The 19,308-nt window shown below is 41.9% G+C and carries 17 protein-coding genes and 1 pseudogene; 12 read left to right on the top strand and 6 right to left on the bottom strand.

The genetic code is table 11. The annotated features are described in order from the left end of the window. The first annotated feature begins 167 nt into the window (after window positions 1-167). From accC to JN080_RS17090, 7 genes are all read left to right on the top strand, one after another. On the top strand, window positions 168-1,529 hold the full coding sequence (gene accC, locus JN080_RS17120; protein WP_256237200.1) for an acetyl-CoA carboxylase biotin carboxylase subunit: 1,362 nt from the start codon (window positions 168-170) through the stop codon (window positions 1,527-1,529). 11 nt (window positions 1,530-1,540) lie between these two features. Then, window positions 1,541-1,753: an acetyl-CoA carboxylase biotin carboxyl carrier protein subunit gene (locus JN080_RS17115; protein ID WP_256237199.1), complete on the top strand. Its 213-nt coding sequence runs from the start codon at window positions 1,541-1,543 to the stop codon at window positions 1,751-1,753. Between the two features lie 32 nt (window positions 1,754-1,785). Then, window positions 1,786-2,712, top strand: a complete 927-nt coding sequence (locus tag JN080_RS17110) for a hydroxymethylglutaryl-CoA lyase (protein ID WP_256237198.1) — start codon at window positions 1,786-1,788, stop codon at window positions 2,710-2,712. Between the two features lie 14 nt (window positions 2,713-2,726). Further along, a complete protein-coding gene (locus tag JN080_RS17105; protein ID WP_256237197.1) occupies window positions 2,727-3,509 on the top strand; it encodes an enoyl-CoA hydratase in 783 nt (260 codons plus the stop codon). Window positions 3,510-3,539: 30 nt separating this feature from the next. Further along, window positions 3,540-5,084 carry an acyl-CoA carboxylase subunit beta gene (locus JN080_RS17100; protein WP_256237196.1) on the top strand — a complete coding sequence of 515 codons (1,545 nt, stop codon included), beginning with the start codon at window positions 3,540-3,542 and terminating at the stop codon, window positions 5,082-5,084. Between the two features lie 72 nt (window positions 5,085-5,156). Then, window positions 5,157-5,843, top strand: coding sequence for a CoA transferase subunit A (locus JN080_RS17095; protein WP_375141683.1), 687 nt, complete (start codon window positions 5,157-5,159; stop codon window positions 5,841-5,843). Between the two features lie 107 nt (window positions 5,844-5,950). Further along, a complete protein-coding gene (locus tag JN080_RS17090) occupies window positions 5,951-6,601 on the top strand; it encodes a 3-oxoacid CoA-transferase subunit B (protein ID WP_256237194.1) in 651 nt (216 codons plus the stop codon). Between the two features lie 131 nt (window positions 6,602-6,732). Here the strand turns inward: JN080_RS17090 and tnpA are convergent, their stop codons facing one another. After that, window positions 6,733-6,858 (bottom strand): IS66 family insertion sequence element accessory protein TnpA, encoded by a 126-nt coding sequence (tnpA, locus tag JN080_RS30155; protein ID WP_483861546.1) that lies wholly within the window; start codon window positions 6,856-6,858, stop codon window positions 6,733-6,735. Window positions 6,859-7,221: 363 nt separating this feature from the next. Between tnpA and JN080_RS17080 the strand changes: the two genes are divergently transcribed. Then, window positions 7,222-8,106: a PdaC/SigV domain-containing protein gene (locus tag JN080_RS17080; protein WP_309144688.1), complete on the top strand. Its 885-nt coding sequence runs from the start codon at window positions 7,222-7,224 to the stop codon at window positions 8,104-8,106. A gap of 426 nt (window positions 8,107-8,532) precedes the next feature. Here the strand turns inward: JN080_RS17080 and JN080_RS17075 are convergent, their stop codons facing one another. Then, window positions 8,533-10,740, bottom strand: a complete 2,208-nt coding sequence (locus tag JN080_RS17075; protein ID WP_256237193.1) for a beta-glucosidase family protein — start codon at window positions 10,738-10,740, stop codon at window positions 8,533-8,535. Between the two features lie 726 nt (window positions 10,741-11,466). Between JN080_RS17075 and JN080_RS17070 the strand changes: the two genes are divergently transcribed. After that, a complete protein-coding gene (locus JN080_RS17070) occupies window positions 11,467-11,697 on the top strand; it encodes a hypothetical protein (RefSeq protein ID WP_256237192.1) in 231 nt (76 codons plus the stop codon). Window positions 11,698-11,960: 263 nt separating this feature from the next. Then, window positions 11,961-12,056, top strand: a pseudogene (locus tag JN080_RS17065) (DNA replication protein DnaD); the annotation flags it as partial. A 280-nt stretch (window positions 12,057-12,336) separates the two neighbouring features. On the opposite strand, the gene JN080_RS17060 reads toward JN080_RS17065, so the two are convergent. The 4 genes from JN080_RS17060 to shc all read right to left on the bottom strand — a co-directional run bounded on the left by JN080_RS17060 (window position 12,337) and on the right by shc (window position 17,296). Then, on the bottom strand, window positions 12,337-13,233 hold the full coding sequence (locus tag JN080_RS17060) for an RCC1 domain-containing protein (RefSeq protein WP_256237191.1): 897 nt from the start codon (window positions 13,231-13,233) through the stop codon (window positions 12,337-12,339). 264 nt (window positions 13,234-13,497) lie between these two features. After that, window positions 13,498-14,262 (bottom strand): 4-hydroxy-tetrahydrodipicolinate reductase, encoded by a 765-nt coding sequence (gene dapB / locus JN080_RS17055; protein ID WP_256237190.1) that lies wholly within the window; start codon window positions 14,260-14,262, stop codon window positions 13,498-13,500. 445 nt (window positions 14,263-14,707) lie between these two features. Further along, window positions 14,708-15,253 (bottom strand): HXXEE domain-containing protein, encoded by a 546-nt coding sequence (locus JN080_RS17050; protein WP_256237189.1) that lies wholly within the window; start codon window positions 15,251-15,253, stop codon window positions 14,708-14,710. 138 nt (window positions 15,254-15,391) lie between these two features. After that, window positions 15,392-17,296: a squalene--hopene cyclase gene (gene shc, locus JN080_RS17045; protein ID WP_256237188.1), complete on the bottom strand. Its 1,905-nt coding sequence runs from the start codon at window positions 17,294-17,296 to the stop codon at window positions 15,392-15,394. A 207-nt stretch (window positions 17,297-17,503) separates the two neighbouring features. Between shc and JN080_RS17040 the strand changes: the two genes are divergently transcribed. Beyond that, window positions 17,504-19,075, top strand: a complete 1,572-nt coding sequence (locus tag JN080_RS17040) for an IS200/IS605 family accessory protein TnpB-related protein (RefSeq protein ID WP_256237187.1) — start codon at window positions 17,504-17,506, stop codon at window positions 19,073-19,075. A 62-nt stretch (window positions 19,076-19,137) separates the two neighbouring features. Next, window positions 19,138-19,290: a hypothetical protein gene (locus JN080_RS17035; RefSeq protein ID WP_256237186.1), complete on the top strand. Its 153-nt coding sequence runs from the start codon at window positions 19,138-19,140 to the stop codon at window positions 19,288-19,290. Window positions 19,291-19,308 lie beyond the last annotated feature (18 nt).

Below are 19,308 nucleotides of genomic sequence, written 5' to 3'. Positions count from 1 at the left end.
TGTCAGGAAAGACCAGCAAATGACTGGTTCCAAATACTAGATTGGGAGTTAAAGATAAAGAAGACTTCCATCAGTGGGGGGGGTTCTTCATCCGATAAAGGGTGAAGCTTTGTATGGATGCAAAGGTTGTTGAACCTACTTAATAGAAAAAGAAAGGGTGGAAATACATGTTCAAAAAAGTGTTAATTGCTAACCGCGGTGAAATCGCTGTTCGTGTAATGCGTACATGCAAAGCATTAGGCATTACAACAATTGGAGTTTACTCAGAAGCGGATGCAGATGCACCACATGTAAAAATGGCAGATGAGGCCTATTTAATCGGAGGTTCCCGCGTAGCAGAGAGCTATTTGAATATCAATAAAATTCTAGAGGTCGCTCAGGTTTCTGAGGCGGAAGCGATCCACCCGGGATATGGCTTGCTTTCTGAAAATGCTGACTTTGCCCGCCGTTGTGAGGAAGTAGGCCTTATATTCATCGGACCTTCTCCAGAGGTTATTTCTAAAATGGGCAGTAAGATTGAATCACGCAAAGCGATGGAAGAGGCGGGTGTGCCTGTTGTTCCAGGGATTACCTACCCACTGGAAGATGAAGAGGAAGCGGTAGAGGTAGCGGACCGCATCGGGTATCCAGTTATGCTAAAAGCCTCCGCTGGGGGTGGCGGAATTGGAATGCAGGTGGTCCATAACGGGGATGAAATCCGAAAAGCATTTGCGGGGAACCAAAAGCGGGCTACCGATTTCTTTGGCGATGGAGCGATGTATGTTGAAAAATTTGTTGAAAATCCAAGACATATTGAGATTCAAATCTTGGCAGACGGTTTTGGAAATACAGTTTACCTTTGGGAACGTGAATGTTCGATCCAGCGCCGGCATCAAAAAGTCGTAGAGGAAGCCCCATCATCTTTTATTACGGAAACAATTCGTACCAAGATGGGGGAGGCTGCAGTAAAAGCGGCAAAATCAATTGGCTATAAAAATGCAGGAACAATCGAATTCTTAGTTGATGAAGAGCAAAATTTCTACTTTCTTGAAATGAATACCCGTTTGCAAGTGGAGCATCCGGTTACGGAAGAAATTACAGGTTTAGACTTAGTTGCAAAACAATTGCAAATTGCTGCGGGTGAAGCTCTGAAATTTTCTCAAGAAGAGGTAAAACGTGAGGGGCATGCGATTGAGGTTAGAATCTATGCGGAAGATCCGATAACATTTTTCCCTTCACCTGGAAAAATAACAAAATTAGAGTTGCCGAACGGACCTGGAGTTCGACATGAATTAGCCATTCACGGTCAATCCGTAGTTACTCCATTTTATGATCCAATGATTGCTAAGCTTGTCGTCAAAGGCAGCAATCGTGAAGAGGCAATAAATCGTCTGAGAGATGCATTAGCTGATTATCATATTGAAGGTATTAAAACAAATATCCCAATGCTGCAAGAGGTTATTGCCCACTCGGCATTCCATACAGGTGATACGACAACAGACTTCGTTAACAAGTATTTAAAAACTAAAAAAGCAAAAAACGTAAAATAGGAGGAATAATCATGAGTGAAGTATTGGCAAGCATGGCAGGAAATGTTTGGAAGGTATTAGTGAAAGTTGGAGATCAGGTCGAAGAGGATCAAGATGTAGCGATTTTAGAATCGATGAAAATGGAAATTCCGATTGCAGCGGAATTCGATGGAACGGTGAAAGAAGTGAAAGTGAATGAAGGCGACTTTGTTAATGAAGGCGAGGTCATTGTAGTACTTGAATAAACCCCGGATATAGGCGGAAAGGAGATGGAACAATGAAGTGGCCGGAAAACGTAACAATTAAAGAGGTTGGTCCTCGGGATGGATTGCAAAACGAAAAGGCTTTTATTTCAACAGAAGATAAAATTGCCTGGATTAATCAATTGTCAGAAAGTGGACTAAAACATCTTGAGATTACTTCTTTTGTTAATCCAAAATGGATTCCTGCACTTTCAGATGCAGTCGCTGTTGCTACTGGCATTACAAAAGTTCCTGGAGTCACCTATACAGCACTCGTTCCAAACCTTCAAGGGTTGGAATGGGCATTGAAAGCCAACATAGATGAAGTAGCAGTGTTTATGTCAGCAAGCGAAACTCATAACCTAAAAAATATAAATAAAACGATTAGCGAGACTTTTCCTGTTTTAAGAGATTTGGTCAGAGAAACCATTTCAGCAGGAAAAGTAACGAGAGGTTATGTTTCGACCGTTTTCGGATGTCCGTACGAAGGGGATGTTGATATCGATGCGGTCATAAGAGTTTCCGAAACATTATTTGAAATGGGTATTGAAGAGCTCTCTCTCGGGGATACAATCGGGGTGGCAAATCCAAAGCAAGTCCAGGAAGTGTTGGAAGTTTTATTAAAAAGATTTCCAGTGGATAAAATAGCGATGCATTTTCATGATACACGGGGAACAGCTTTGGCCAACATCCTAGCATCGTTAGAAATGGGAATTACCATTTTTGATTCTTCGCTTGGAGGATTAGGAGGATGCCCTTATGCGCCTGGAGCATCCGGTAACGTGGCAACAGACGATTTACTCTTTATGCTTCACGGGATGGGAATTCACACTGGAGCAGATCAGCAAAAGCTCACTTCTGCATCCCAATTCATTCAGGAGAAGATTGGCAGACTTTTACCTAGTAAAAGCTTTCAAGCCGCAAGCTCCCAACTGGGTGGAAAGATTGGAAATACCGTGTGAGAAAGGGTGAGATCATGAATAAAAGCATATTAGTGAACAAGATGGAAAACGGAATCGTGATGATTACTTTAAATAGGCCGGAAGCTGCTAATGCTTTATCAGTCCAGATGTTAGAGGGTCTCCGCGACGCCATTCTAGCATGTAAATATGACCGATCAGTCCGCTGTATCGTCATTACAGGGGCTGGAGAGAAAGCTTTTTGTGCGGGTGCTGATTTAATAGAACGAGCTGGAATGGATACTGTTCAGGTGAGGAAGACTGTTTCTTTGATCCGCGATACTATCAACTCTTTAGAATCATTACCCCAACCGGTCATAGCAGCCGTGAACGGCGTAGCTTTTGGCGGGGGAACTGAACTGGCGCTTGCGTGTGATATCCGCATTGCCTCTGAAACTGCGAAGCTTGGTCTGACGGAAACATCACTGGGAATAATTCCTGGTGCAGGCGGAACACAACGTTTACCAAGATTAGTAGGAAAGGGACGTGCCAAAGAACTAATTTTCACTGCTAGACGAATTGAAGCAAAAGAAGCCCTTGAGATTGGATTAGTAGAGTATACGGTCCCTGCTGCAAGCTTAATTGATAAAGCATTAGAAATTACAGGACAAATTGTTCGGAATGGCCCGATTGCTATCACACAAGCAAAGTTCGCAATCGATAAAGGCTATGATGTTGATCTGAACACCGGTCTTGCCATTGAGCAAAATGCTTATGAAGTAACAATTCCAACAAAAGATCGTCTAGAAGGATTACAGGCTTTTAAGGAGAAACGCAAGCCAATATACATTGGAGAATAAGCAAACCAGATAAATAAAGGAGGAAAAAGAATGACAGTGGATATCAAACCTATACAACAAACACTGCAGGATAGAGTCGAACAAATTAAAAAGGGCGGAGCACCAAAATATCATGAAAAAAACCAAGAGCAGGGAAAAATGTTCGTCCGCGATCGTTTATCATTATTATTCGATCCTGGCTTTGAACTGGAGGATGCTCTATTTGCAAACTGCATGGCAGGGGATCTTCCTGCTGACGGTGTTGTAACAGGGATGGGCAAGATTAATGGGCAGCTCGTCTGTGTGATGGCCAACGATTCAACGATCAAAGCCGGTTCTTGGGGAGCCCGGACGGTTGAAAAAATCATTCGAATCCAAGAAACAGCTGAAAAGCTCCGGGTGCCATTATTATACTTGGTAGATTCAGCTGGTGCGCGGATTACGGACCAGGTTGAAATGTTTCCGGGCCGTCGCGGGGCAGGAAGAATCTTTTACAATCAAGTGAAACTTTCAGGTAAAATTCCTCAAATCTGTATTCTGTTTGGACCATCTGCTGCTGGCGGAGCGTATATTCCGGCTTTTTGTGACATTGTCATTATGGTTGATAAAAATGCATCGATGTACCTGGGATCACCGAGAATGGCCGAAATGGTTATTGGTGAAAAAGTAACCTTGGAAGAAATGGGCGGCGCTCGCATGCACTGTTCTGTTTCAGGCTGCGGTGATGTTCTTGCGAAAAATGAAGAAGAAGCCATTTCAATGGCCAGAAACTATCTTTCTTATTTCCCTGCTAATTTTTCACAGAAACCTCCAGTTCGTGAGGCTGTAGCCCCTAAAGAATTGAAGAAACCATTAGAAGAACTGATTCCCCATAATCAGAATTCGCCATTTAATATGCATGATCTAATAAATGGGATTATTGATGAAGGCTCCTTCTTTGAGATAAAAAAACTTTTTGCTGGCGAACTTATTACAGGACTTGCCCGAATGGATGGGAAACCGGTCGGAATCATTGCCAATCAGCCGCGTGTGAAAGGCGGGGTATTATTCCAAGATTCAGCAGATAAGGCCGCGAAATTTATTAATCTTTGTGATGCCTACCATATTCCACTTTTGTTTCTAGTTGATGTGCCTGGATTTATGATCGGTACAAAGGTGGAACGGGCAGGAATCATTCGCCATGGTGCGAAAATGATTTCAGCGATGTCTGAAGCAAGTGTTCCAAAAATCTCTGTTATTGTTCGTAAAGCATATGGTGCTGGCCTTTATGCAATGGCTGGCCCTGCATTTGAACCGGATGCTTGTCTTGCCTTGCCTTCTGCACAAATTGCGGTTATGGGACCGGAAGCAGCAGTTAATGCCGTTTATGCTAATAAAATCGCTGCTCTGCCTGAAGAGGAGCGTGCAGCATTTATAGAAGAAAAACGTGAGGAATATAAAGAGGACATTGATATTTACCATTTAGCTTCTGAAATGGTGATTGACGGTATTATTCCAGCAAACTCATTGCGCGCGGAGCTTGTCAATCGTTTTGAGGCATATTCCTCAAAGTATCTCATTTTCTCAGAACGAAAACACCCTGTATATCCGGTCTGATTTTTAACAGTCAATTACAAATTTAAGAGACTTAATCTTAATAAGGAGGCGGATCCAGTGAAGAATGGAAAAATTGTGAACTCATTCGCGGAAGCAATACAAGATATTTCAGATGGCGATACAATCATCGTCGGTGGTTTCGGACTATCCGGAATTCCGGAAAAAGCAATTCTTGCCTTAAGAGATCAAGGAACGAAGGATTTAACAATCGTTAGTAATAACTGTGGCGTTGATGATTGGGGGCTTGGACTGCTGCTTGCAAATAAGCAAATTAAAAAAATGGTTTCATCGTATGTGGGTGAAAATAAAATTTTTGAAATGCATTTTCTAAGCGGTGAGCTTGAGGTAGAACTAGTCCCTCAAGGAACTCTTGCTGAACGAATTCGTGCCGGCGGCGCCGGAATACCAGGTTTTTATACGGCTACTGGGGTGGGAACTCCGATTGCAGAAGGAAAAGAGCACAAGGAGTTTAACGGAAGAACCTATTTATTAGAAGAGGGAATTGTCGGCGATTTCGCTCTGGTGAAAGCCTGGAAGGCCGATCCGCTTGGAAACCTTGTTTTCCGTAAAACATCACGTAACTTTAATCCATTGGCAGTAATGGCTGGGAAAACAACGATTGCAGAAGCCGAGGAAATCGTTGGGGTAGGAGATTTAGATCCAGATCAAATCCATACGCCTGGAATCTACGTTCAACGTGTTCTGCTTGGAACAAACTATGAAAAGAGGATTGAAAGACGTACAGTTGTACATGCCTAATAGTTTTCAAGAAGTTCATTCTATTGGACAAGCTTTTATCGTTTAATAGATAAAAATGAGGCCGGGCGGTTTTTTTTCAAAAGTAAAAGAGACAAGGAGTGAGTAGATTGAAGGATGCGCGATTAACCATTGTAAAGCGTGCGGTTCAAGAAATTCAGGATGGAATGAACGTAAATTTAGGGATTGGGATCCCAACCCTTATTGCCAATGAAATTCCAAGCGAATACAACGTCTTACTTCAATCAGAAAATGGCTTATTGGGCATCGGCCCTTATCCGGTCGAAGGTACAGAAGACCCCGATCTAATAAATGCGGGAAAAGAAACGGTAACTGCTGTACCTGGCGCTTCTTTTTTCGACAGTGCTGAATCATTCGCAATGATTCGCGGCGGTCATATTGACCTGGCCATCTTAGGGGGAATGGAAGTTTCTCAAACAGGAGATTTGGCTAATTGGATGATTCCAGGGAAGATGGTCAAAGGAATGGGCGGCGCCATGGACTTAGTAAACGGCGCAAAACGGGTTGTTGTCATTATGGAACATGTGAATAAGCACGGAGAATCAAAGGTCAAAAAAGAGTGTACACTTCCCCTTACTGGAAAAGATGTGGTGCACCGTTTAATTACTGATTTGGCTGTATTTGATTTCACTCCGGAAGGAATGGTTCTCGTTGAAACTCAGGACGGAGTATCGGTTGAGGAAGTTATTGAAAAAACGGAGGCTTCATTTGAAATTGGTGTAAAATTACCAGTTAAGTAAGAGACTGGACTGGTCCCAGTGATATGATAAAAATTGATGAAATTGTTAACTGGAAAAATGAGGGGATCATATGATCTAAAAAAATAGTCCCTTTAAAGAAAAAAGGTATAATACCTCATAATCTGAGGAAATTATGCCTTTATTTTTTTATTTAAAGTAATCTTTGATGATTCAGCTTCAGACTTTGTTGTGTGTTGGATCTTCTTTAACCAATATCTTAACTGATGAAGGCTTAGATTGTTGACTTTACACCATATCGATTGGGACTGGCTTTAAAATATCAATTCTACGTTCCCATTCAATTTGTAATTCTGTTTTTTCCATTTGGAAACCTCCATATTGAAATTCATATGGAAATTATCTCACGAATAAAAAGCATCAAACTAGGTGGGTATAGTTTGACGCTTACTATCTATTTACTATTGTCCGGCACTAGCCGGAAGCATAGCTATTTGTAAAAATTGGAAAAAATAGACATTAAGTGACGGTTTTTTCAGTCTTTTCTTGTTAAGATAAAGGAGTATCTACTTACAGTTGGAAGGGGCTGAATGCAGTTTCTTGTTAGCAAATTTTAAAACTAGGTATTCTTAAATCTGAGTTAGTTAATGGGAGATGATTGTGTGAGAAAGTGGAAAAGCAAGGTGTCAATTTTATTTCTTCTATTATTGTGTTTTATTCTTACGGGATGCTTTAGTAAGGATGCTTCTAACGAAAATAAGGATACAGAATCTGAACAATCGGAACCGAAGTCTTCACCGCTGCCTAACAAGAGCGCAGATCCAAAGCCAACTCCAGATCCAGCACCGACTCCAGCATCAGATCCAGCACCCACCCCAGAGCCAGTACCAGATCCAGCACCGACCCCAGCACCTTCGGAATATCATAAATTAAGCCCAAAAGTAATTGGCAATAAGTATCAGGGAATCCTTGATTATCCTCAAGTTACAAATTTAAAGAATAAGTCTGCCCAGGATATAATTAATGCAACGCTTAAACAGTATATACAAACAGCATATAACGAGTATCTCAATAGTAAGGCGGAGGAAAAGCTGCGGCGTCAAGATTACTTTAATCAAAATGGACACGAGGTTCCGAAGGAAGAGGAGGATAGATATACCTATTTGTACCATGTGTCCTATGTAGTAAAGTTTAATGAAAATAATCTGCTTAGCATTGTTATGATTGTTGATATGTATGCCGGCGGAGCCCATGGATGGTCCATCGTAACATCCTATAATTTTAATATACTAACGGGCCAGCAGTTATTTGTGGGAGATATCGCAAAAAATCAAACCAACTTAAATAAAATTAAAGATTATGCCATCAATGAACTGTCAAAACGTGATTACGGATTCGACGAAAAACAGCAGAATATCGAGCTAAATAACAACCGTCCTTTCTATTTTACACAGAACGGAATCATTCTAATTTTCCAAGAATATGAAGTAGCAGCATACCCTGCTGGAAGACCAGAAGTAAAAATACCTATTGAAGTATATAAATAAAATAATATTTTTCTCCTTGGTTTAAAATATTAATTTTTGTGTTAGCCAATCATGATCCGGATTCAGCCATTCTTAAGAATTTGCTGGATCAGCTTAAAAATGAAAAATCTAATCATTTCACATTGAAATTTGCTGTCAGTAATTTTATGGGCTACGGGTTATATAAGCAAAATATTTATAGCTTAGAAGAGTTTATGGGAAGATTTGAAAAACAAATCTATTGTAAATAACTTAAGATATTAGATTTTATTACAGTCAAGTTGGGATGACATTAAACTGAAAAAAATCAATATATCAATTTATCTAGTTAAAATACAAAATTGTTACGCTTTGTATTTGGTGGGGTTTGTAAACCAGAACAAAAGGATATTGAATCCTCTATAGCGCAGAGAATTCAATCCTTTTATTTTTATCATCTATATGCAATCAGGCAACGACTATCATGGTTTTGAAAGGGGTGTCCGCACTGGAGGTGCCGAGATATACCGTGTACTCACCAGGCTTTACCACGAATTCGCGGACACAATAGTCCCACACACTCATCGGATGGTTTGTGGCGGACGGGTCGATCGTGATTGTAACCTCACGTGACTCATTAGGCTCAAGAAACACCTTCTGGAACCCAACCATGCGCTTAGGTGGCTGCCCTGTGACGGGAATGCCCAGATAGACCTGGACGACCTCGGCCCCAGCAACCTTTCCTGTATTGGTCACGGTCACCTTCACCGTGATCGGGGCCTTGCCGTCCGACTTTGCAGGCGTTACCGAGAATCCGGAAAGCTCAAAGGACGTGTAGGACAGACCGAAGCCAAACGGAAATAACGGCGAAATACCCTGAGACTGGAACCAGCGGTAACCCATGTTTAGGCCTTCTGAGTAACGAATAACCGGGAAGCCATTTCCTTCATCTGTGCCGGGATAGCGTTCAGGATGGCCGGTGTACAAAAGATCGTCCTCAGAGACTGGGTAGGTAGTAGGAACCTTTCCGGATGGATTAACAATACCGAAAAGCAGATCGGCGACGACGTGACCATCTTCCGTGCCCTGGTTCCATGCTTCCAAAATAGCATGAGCCTTGGTGATCCATGGCATCATCACGGGGCTTGAGTCTTTCATGACCACAACCGTACGCGGGTTGACCTTCAGGAGTTCGTCGAGCATGCGGTTTTGTTCGTTAAGCATGTTTGGACTAGGCAAATCGGCACCCTCAGACGCAACCAAGCCAGCCATCAGGATAACCAGATCGGATTCGGTGGCAGCCGATTTCGCCTCTTCCAGGTTCGACAGGTCCTTGGCGATGGTAACCTTGCTGACCTTCGCATCCGAACCAAGCCCATGCAGGACGTCCTGCATGCCCTCTACCGGTGGAACAGTGTAGAGCGGGATGACCTTGGACGAACCGCCGCCGCCATTGCAGGCGTCGTCCACGAACTCGGACTGGCCAATGATCACGATAGAGCCATAGGCTTTCGGGTCGAGCGGCAGCATCCCGCCATCGTTCTTCAGCAAGACGGCTGTCTGAGAGCCGATTTTCCGGGAAATGGCGCCATGCCCCTTTGCATCGATCACGCCCGGGTTGTAAGGACGCTCGAACTGGCCGAAACGGAACATCTGGGTAAAGCGGCGAACGAGCGCCCGATTGACGGTCTGAATCTCAAGGCTGGTGTCCTCAAGCGCATTCTTGACGTTGGTCTCGTTTAACCACTTGGCGTCCGGCATTTCATGGTCCATGCCTGCGTTCAGCGAAGCGGCGCTGGAGCGGCAGGACCAGAAATCAGACTGCACGTAGCCTTGGAAACCCCACTCGTTACGAAGAATATCGTTAAGTATATAGCGGTTTTCAGTTGCGTAAACGCCGCGAACGCGGTTGTAAGCGCTCATGATCGCAGCAATGTCGGCGTCTTTGACCAACATTTCGAATGGCAGCAGGTACAGCTCGCGCAGCACGTGCTCATCCACCTCGACACTGGTGCGGAAGCGCTCGTACTCCTGATCATTGACCACAAAATGCTTGCCCATGGCAATAACGTTGTGAGCCTGGATTGCCTTTGTCACCTCGACACCCATCACCCCAGAAAGGTATGGATCTTCAGAAAAGTACTCGAAGTTTCGGCCAGCTATCGGGGTTCGGTGCAGACAAACGCCTGGCCCTTCAAGCACATGCTGACCCAGCGTTGCAGTCTCCGAACCGATGATGTCCCCGTACTCACGGGCAAGCTCAGGATCAAAACCAGCAGCCAGACCAATGGTCATCGGCAATGCGGTAGCGGGAGGGCTTGGATATCCGTCGCCCATGCCCACACCTACTGGGCCGTTAGTAATCCGAAAGCGCGGGATACCCAGCTCCTCGATACTCTTTACATGGCGCTCTATCCGGATCTGGGCCATAAGTTGCTCTTGCTCCTCAGGGCTCATGGCATTCATTTTATCCGCAGACGCCAATTCGTAGATGTTAATCGTCTCCATCGCGCCGTGGAGCTGGGCAATCTTTTGCTCCAAGGTCATGGCGGCTACGAGCTTCTCGGCACGCTCACGCGGTGAAAGCGACTTATCCATCCACGGAAATGGACCATTAGGATGAGCGCTGTGTGCGGGCGTATTCAGTTCGGGGTTAGTAGTATGTACATTATTCATGGTATAACTCTCCTCACACAATATTTTTTAATTAAATAAATAGTAACGTAGTGCCTGATCGGCTTATTATGCCCTATTTATTTTGTTATTTTCTTATCTTAAAAATTTGCTTCCTTTCAGCAATAGAAGGAAACGCAATTTCTTTTCGGTACAAGAGGCGCCTTTATAATAATCAAAACATTTGCTCCATCAAGTGCATTTCATGTATGAGGAACATTGACTACTTCCAAATTTTCGTCATTATAAGCTTGTTCCATTGCATTTACTTAATCGTGACCAATAAATCTCTAACATTGATTGACACATTAATTGACTTTCTCATAAGATCCTTCATCCTGCTTTTCCTTGTGATGATAAAGCGTTTAAATATTCATCATCTCCAGATACCCCACAAAAAAATAAAGAATACTTCCAATACTTTGGAGCAAGTACTATTTCCCCGTTATGAAGTGGTTAATCTTCTTTTAGGATTGATTATCCTTTAAATGCATTATATTATTTTACTAACACTTTTTAGCGTACTATTTTTACTAAATTAGTATATATTTGATTATTTTAGATTTTTTTTAACAGTGATGGATGGATTACGGGAGAGAATGGTAAAATAAAAGAAACGAATGGGTAAGGAGAGGGTTGAGAAGAACCATCTGTACCAAAATAGCCCAATGTCTGTTCATTAATATTTCATCAACCGGGAGAAGTCTGAGGATCTGTTAGAGTATATTGATGGAATGGTCTATATGTCACCTTCGCCATCAACAGTCCCCAACGGATATCGAGAAAACTTCTCATTCAATTATTTTAGTTCTCAACATGTATAGAGAAGAAAGTAAAAATGTTTTCCCAGTGAAAATCAATCCACTACATGCAGGTATTACAGAACATGTTCAAGTGAAGAATAAAGCAGACTTATATATTCCCTTTCGTCTTCATCTACTGCGTCTTCTACTTGGATAGCCTCTTCGTAATGCTGGAAAACGATAAAACACTCATAAATGTTGTTAACTCAGCATTTGTGAGTGTTTTTTTGTGGGTAGAAAATTGCATTTGAATTTATTTTTCACACATGGTTTTCCAAATCTTAATAAGGGAATGTTAGACACCACGGAATGATTTTTCATAAAACATTCACATTTTTATAAAAATACCCTGTCTTTTTTCTTCATTCATTTGTATATGAATAGTGAGAGGCATTTTAGTAGCAGGAAGGATTGTAGTGAATGGCAAAATATAGAATGGTGCGTACTGAATTTTGGAAGAATCCGATTGTTTTGGAAGAGATGACCCCGGAGGATAAATACTTTTACCTTTATCTATGCTAGCAGTCAGGAAGAGTACTAGAGGAAATGATGTCATTTCGTTTCGGGAGATGAAGAAGGATTTCGAGAGTTTTCCTGCTATCGCTGGATATTTTATGAAATAGCCGAGAATACTCGTGACTTCAGTCATGAGGAAATCAGTGCCTACCACCACAGAAAGACATTTTTTCATAAATGTCTTTCTGTGGTGGTAGGCACCATTTTTTTGAATAGCCTTATTTCTGAAGCAATGCTCATTAACTCGTTCAGTGATTCTCTGGCTTGTTGTTATTAAAAACTAATTGCTGGGCAGTTGGATGCTGCGCCAGCTGCTTACATCGCATTGGCCATATTCATTATCACCCACAGCAACCACCGTGCCGTCCGATTTAAGCCCGATGGAATGGGTACAACCCGCCGCTATCGCCACAATATTGCGCCAATCACTCACATTACATTGGCCATACTCATCCCAACCCACAGCCGCCACAGTACCGTTCGATTTAAGGGCGATTGTATGATTACTACCCACCGCTATCGCCACAATACCGCTCCAGCCGCTTACATCACATTGGTCATGTTTATTCAAACCCACAGCCGTCACAGTACCGTCCGATTTAAGCCCGATTGTATGAAGATAACCCGCCGCAACCTCCACAATATCGCACCAGCTGCTTACATTGCATTGGCGATACCGATTATTACCCACAGCCGTCACTGTGCCGTCCAATTTAAGACCGATGGTATGCCAGTCACCCGCCGCGACCGCCACAATATCATGCCAGCCGCTTACATTGCATTGGCCTTCATTATTTCGACCCACTGCTACCACCGTGCCATCCGATTTAAGCCCAATGGTACAACGCCAACCCGCCGCAACCGCTACAATATCGCACCAGTCGTTTACATCGCATTGGTAATGCTTATTCCAACCCACAGCCGCCACAGTACTGTCAGATTTAAGACCGATTGTATGAGCATTACCCGTGTTAGTCGCCATATGAACATTACCAGCTGCGACCGCTACAATATCGCGCCAGCCGCTTACATCACATTGGCCATATTTATTATCACCCACAGCTGTTACCGTACCGTCAGATTTAAGCCCAACGGTATGACGACGACCCGCCGCTATGGTATCTCTAGGCCGCCGTTTCACCTTTAACATAGCTTCTTTCGGTGAAATGTAATCCACGTTTTACCTCCATGAATATAAGCAACTGTATGGTTGTGTGGTAAAGGAACCATATCTAACTATCCTTTTAGTATATTCCATTATCTGGTCCAATTGTGGAGGACTGCTCTTATGGAAATCAAATAACCTTGTCTAACACCTAAAACATTTTTGATTATTTCAAATGTATAAAGGGGTAAAACAGTCTGTCATTCATTGGTACACTTTTTGACATCAGTGGTAAAAACGATGGCAAAGATGATACATTTCATTGGTCGTAATCATTTAGAATGATATTAAATTTTTCATATTATATAATCCTGGTTCTTTTCCTTTTAAGAAAATGGCTGCGTTAACCGCCCCAACAGCAAATACTTCTTTAGAGGCTGCATGATGGGAAAGAGTTATGACTTCATCCCGCCCAGCAAAAATAATATCGTGTTCTCCAACGATTGTGCCCCCGCGAATAGCGTGAAGACCGATTTCTTTCTTTGCTCTTTTTTCACGAACGCTGTGTCGGTCGTATGTATAAGAATATTGATGATCTAATTCTTCGTTTATCGCATCAGCAAGCATTAGTGCGGTGCCTGAAGGTGCATCGATCTTTTGGTTATGGTGTTTTTCAACGATTTCAATATCAAACTGATCACCTAAAACAGAAACCGCTTTTTTAGCTAGTTCGGCAATCAAATTTACACCAATAGACATATTTGCAGTGAAGAATAAGGGGATTTCTTTTGCAGCTTTATGAATCTTATCAATTTCTTCCTGGCTATATCCAGTTGTCGCAATAACGAGAGCCACTCTGTTGGTGAGACAATAATCAAGTAATTCATCAAGAACGGATGGGTGAGAAAAATCAATAATCACATCCGCTTCAATGGAAAGAGAAGAGAGCTGTTTAGGTGTAGACACCACTGGAAAATCACTGGTATCTTCTGTATTCTTGTCAATTCCCGCCACAACTTTACAATCATCTCTGGTAGAAATGATATTATGAATCACCTTTCCCATTTTACCTGAGCTGCCACAAATTATGATAGTAGTCAAAATCATTCATTCCTTTCATCAGTAGATAGTTCGTTTCTATTTTACCAAGAATTATCTTTACCTTACACCTAATTATACAACCATAGTAAAACAAAATAGTTTTGGTCTAGTGACTACGAAGGCAGTGCCTGACACCGTAGAAAGCCATTTTATCATATATTGTCTTTCTGTGGTGTCAGGCACTATTTTTTTTAAACCCTGAAATTTTAGATCAATACATGCCCTGGTCAAAAATAATTCTGGCAGAATGTAGCAAATAAATGAAATAAGCCGTAATTCGATTAAAATAAATCAGAATTTACGGCTATTTGTAATGCGCACCCTAAAGTACGCTTATTTTTTATAATTCGGGCTTACCAAGCATTGGAAATATGGAAGAGTAAACGGACTCAAACACATCTTGATTCAAAAAAGGTCAAGTATTTATAAAAAAGTCCGGGGCCAGTTATCGAATAAAATAACGGCCTAAAAGATTGCCAACTAGAAAAACCAGGATCAAGATCAGACTAACCGGAAGACTGGTGAATAGCAAATGCGAGTCCATCTGTCCAGATTTGACTAAAACATAATAGGTAACAAGGCAGTAAGGGATAAGGAGGAACAGTGACGTTATGATGCCAGGCGTGTAGCCCCTGAAAATGATAGTTTGAACAATATGCATGAAGGCCTGCAAAACAAATAAATTAAGAATGGCTGTAAATAAAAGTAAACTCCCTCCGTTAGATGAAAAATGGGCGGTCAACACTGCAGTGAATGAGATAATCAGTAAAATCCATGTGGCTGAAACAGCCAGCTGGGCAGCGGTCGAACCTAGTTTCTCCCTCATTCTTAATGTTCGTTCGACGAAATTCGTTTTCGGATAGTTGTCTTTGTTTGCAGCCATGGAAGATTCAATGGTTATGATCTCTTCTAAGTCATGGAATATAAAAACGATGGGAAACAACCAAATCAATGTTTTAAGATCCAAAAATTGGTGGAGCGCCCCTAACATCTTTTGTCTGCCTCCTTTGAGTTGGTAAGATTTCGTTTTTCTCCAAGACTGCCGTCCGTTGTGATTTGTTCATTTTATGGGACAGGATATAGAAGTATACCACAGGTCACTCAAGAGTTTTTATGAATACACAAATCCTTAATTAACATCTTTGTGTGACAAATCCGTTAGGAGCTGCCCGCCAGCTAATTTTTGATAATGGGCCAGTGCAATCAATGGAAAAACATATTCATAACAATGATAATTGAGATAAAAGGATCCAGCCATTCCTCTTCCTTTTGGGTAGGTCGTCGTCCACTCTTTTTCTTTCTTATCCACTAAAAAAGCAGCACCGTTTTCAATTTCAGGGGTCATTCCAGTTGCGGCCGAGATGAGTGTGTCAAGGGCCCAGGCGGTATGAGTGCGGGTACTTTCGCCCAACGGCACATAACAATTTTTGATATCACTTTTACAGGATTCTCCCCAACCCCCGTCGGGATTCTGAATTTTCCGTAACCATGCCAGAGCCTTTTGAATCGCCGGATGACTCGGGGGCACCCCAACTGCAACCATTCCCGTTACAGCCGCCCATGTGCCATAAATATACACGCCCCATCGCCCCACCCAGGAACCATCTGAATTTTGATGCCTTAGCAGCCAGCGAATCCCACGTTTCACCATGGGATGGTGAAGATCCAAATGGGTATAGTTACCGAAGAACTCTAAAGTCCTTCCCGTTAGATCAACCGTCGACGGATCAATCAATAAATCTTTTCCACCCTCTATCGGTAACAAATTCAATACTTTCTTGTCCACATTCTTTTCGAATGCCGCCCAACCTCCGTCATTGTTTTGCATGGAAATGAGCCAGTTTACTCCACGATCCCATGCCTGCCGGCAATCCACTTGCTCTGTGGCCAAAGTACGTATCGCCCTCAGTGCAACTGTTGTGTCGTCAATATCTGGGTGGATCGTGTTCAGGTCCGCAAACCCCCAACCTCCAGGTAACAGGTTCGGTTCATGAATGACCCAATCCCCGTATTTGAGATGCTGACGGGAGAGAATGTAATGATTTGCTTTTTGAACAGTGTTGGATGAATAGGGAACTCCGGCTTCTTGCAGAGCATAATTGATTAAAGTTGTATTCCAGACTGAAGCTGTCGTGTACTGGCAATGAAGTTCTCCGTCAATCCTGCAGGTCATCGCTTTTAAACCTTGCACAGCACGAGTAATCACCGGATGTGTATTCGGATACCCCCTCGCCAGTAAGGCATAAATCATAAGAGAAGTCGAGCTGAAATAATTTAAATAGGTGCCGTCCGGTTCGATTCGGTCCAGCATATATTTTTCGGCACGATATAATGTCAATTCGCGAAGGTTTCCATGGTATTTCAGACCCTGAATCCCCTTTTTAATCAACTTGATCACCGAGCGGGCCTCTTCTGATTGATCCTCCGTAAAAAAACGAACATCTCGTTTTTGAAACAAATCGGAGAGATTGGGCGATCGCTTGGTTCTCCTGCGAAAATTTAAATTGGCGAGAATCAAAAATGGGATCATGTTCGCTCTTGCGTACTCCGAGAGGTCAAAAAGATTGATTGGAAAGGAGTCTGGTAAAAGCATTACTTCAATATTAATGGGGAGGTGCGGCCAGGCACATTGTCCTGTTATGGCCAACATGATTTTCAAAAACATATGGACTTCCGCAGCCCCTCCGCCCGCCATAATAAACCGTCTGGCTGCCTGGATTTCCTGGTCTTTCAGGTCCCGGTAACCAGAATAAAGAAGAGCATAATAAGCTTCCACAGTGGATGTCAGGTTTCCTTTTTCCTCATCATGAAACAGCTTCCATGACCCATCATCCTGCTGTTTTCCGGCGATACGTTTCACCAATTCTTTTATGAACTCCTCATCATTTATCTCCAATGTCCGTAATAAGATAATCATACTGCAGTCCGTTGCGATCCCGGTCTCGAAAGGATAACGCCAGGCCCCGTCCTCTGATTGGTCCTGGACGAACTGATTGGCGATTCTGTTCATTTCCTTAAATACCAGATGCCTCATATTACCCATCCTCTCCCAAATCTTCATCTTTGTATTCATATTCCGTGAGCAATATGAATATGCATTCCTTTGATGGGGAGGTTAAAACAGCTTAGAATAGCTTACTAAAAGTTAACAAAAGATTTAAAATATTATTGTGCAATCGAATGAATGTTCGTATATAATTTGGTAAAATATAAAATATAAACCAAATTTGAGGAGAAAAAAATGAAAATAACACGGATATGTTTATTAGATGTAAAAAAAGAAAGTGATAAAATTCTTTTTGATCAACTAATGAAGGTATTTTGTTCTGCTTTGCATTACTCATTTAATCGATTATTAGAAGGTGAAAAGCCAGGGGAATTAATCAAAAAGATCCAGAGGGTTTTCCGGTTGAATAAAAGGTTTTCTGAAGATGCCGTTATGCAAGCTCAAGCGGTTATCGAAAGTCAAAAAGAATTGTTACCGGTTCGTATTGAGGCAGTAAAGAGTAAAATTCAAAAGACTCTTCGAAAGATAGAAGGCTATCAAATTGGGAAGAAAACTCCTAAGAAAGTTCCGTTAGAAATCTGTTTAAAGGGGTTAAACAATCGTTTAGAGCAACTTCGAGAAAAAGAAACGGCTTTATTGAAACATCAGGATGAAAAAACACTCCCTAAGGTTATTTTTGGAGGAAAGAAAAACTTCTATCTTCGGATGAAAAACAAACTATCAAAAGATGAATGGAAAGATCTTCGGTCGAACACCTTGTATTCCCGCGGGGATAAATCTAAAAAGGGCAACCTAAACACACGAGTAGTTGTATTTAATGAAGAGGATGAACAGTTTTATTTGGAAGTGGCAAACCCATTATTACAAGAAGAAGGTAAAAACAGCCCGCGAATAACATTTAATATCCATATTCCAGATAAATATTTCAATGAAATTCTAGATTTCATTATGCCAAATCAAATTGGACTTAACCCGAAAGGAAAACCGATTGAAGAGTATCAACCTTATTCGATTAAAATTAAAAGCAAGAATCAAAAATATTATGTTCATATCACCTATGATTTAGAGGTTCGGGGTTATGAATTAAAATGGAGCGAAAAAATCGCATCCGATCTCGTGGCCGGCATTGATGTAAACATTGACAGAATAGCCGTTTCTGTTCTAACAAGCCAAGGCAATCTTCTTGAGTCAAGGACCTTTTATTGTCACGAAATGGAGTATGTTAGAAGCAATCGAAGGACGAACATAGCTGGTGAAATGGCAAAGGAGATTATTGAATATTTAGTATCCTGGAACGTTGGTGCATTTGTTTTAGAGAACATCAAATTAAAACAAGATCATGATACTGACCACCGTTTTAACCGATTAGTAAATTCCTATGCAAAAAATAAAATACAAAAAGCGTTAATTTCAAGAAGATTGAAATTTGGGTTTAAAATCAAAAAAGTGAATCCAGCCTATACTTCCGTGATTGGAAGGTTTAAATACTCTGAGATGTACGGACTGTCCGTTCATGAAGCAGCTTCTTTCGTAATCGGAAGGAGAGGCTTGGATTTCGAAGAAAAAATCCCCACAGAATTATTGGAGGAACTTCGTGTTTTGGTCAAACCTTATTTGATTCAAACACTCGGGTCAATGGAAGAATCCGAGAAGAAATCAAATAGCGGCAAACAAATACGCAAATTTCTAGGCAGGATGCTCAAAAATATTGAAACATTTAAGGAAAATCACCATTGGAAATTGTGGAACGTGATCCACAAAACATTGATTTTAAAGAACCATGTTATTCAATTAAAGGAGGTTTAAACCTCGGTTACTAATTCAAATTTTGCGAATGGCTGACCCACAGAGGGAATGGACATTCGCAAATGCCGGCTCTAACAGAGCGCCGCAGGCTGCCTTGGACAGCAGGTTCATGGCGAGGGTTAGACTCCCTTCCTGACGGAATGACGTGGGAATCGTCACGGCAGCCCTTTTTACTTGGTTCGGGGGGCGATTATTCACTATTTGATAACTTTTAATAGTTTTCAATAGATTTT

The sequence above is a fragment of the Bacillus sp. EB600 genome, from assembly GCF_024494385.1.
Taxonomy (GTDB): Bacteria; Bacillota; Bacilli; order Bacillales; family Cytobacillaceae; genus JAEVLT01.
This window is presented reverse-complemented; position numbering and strand designations above follow the sequence as displayed.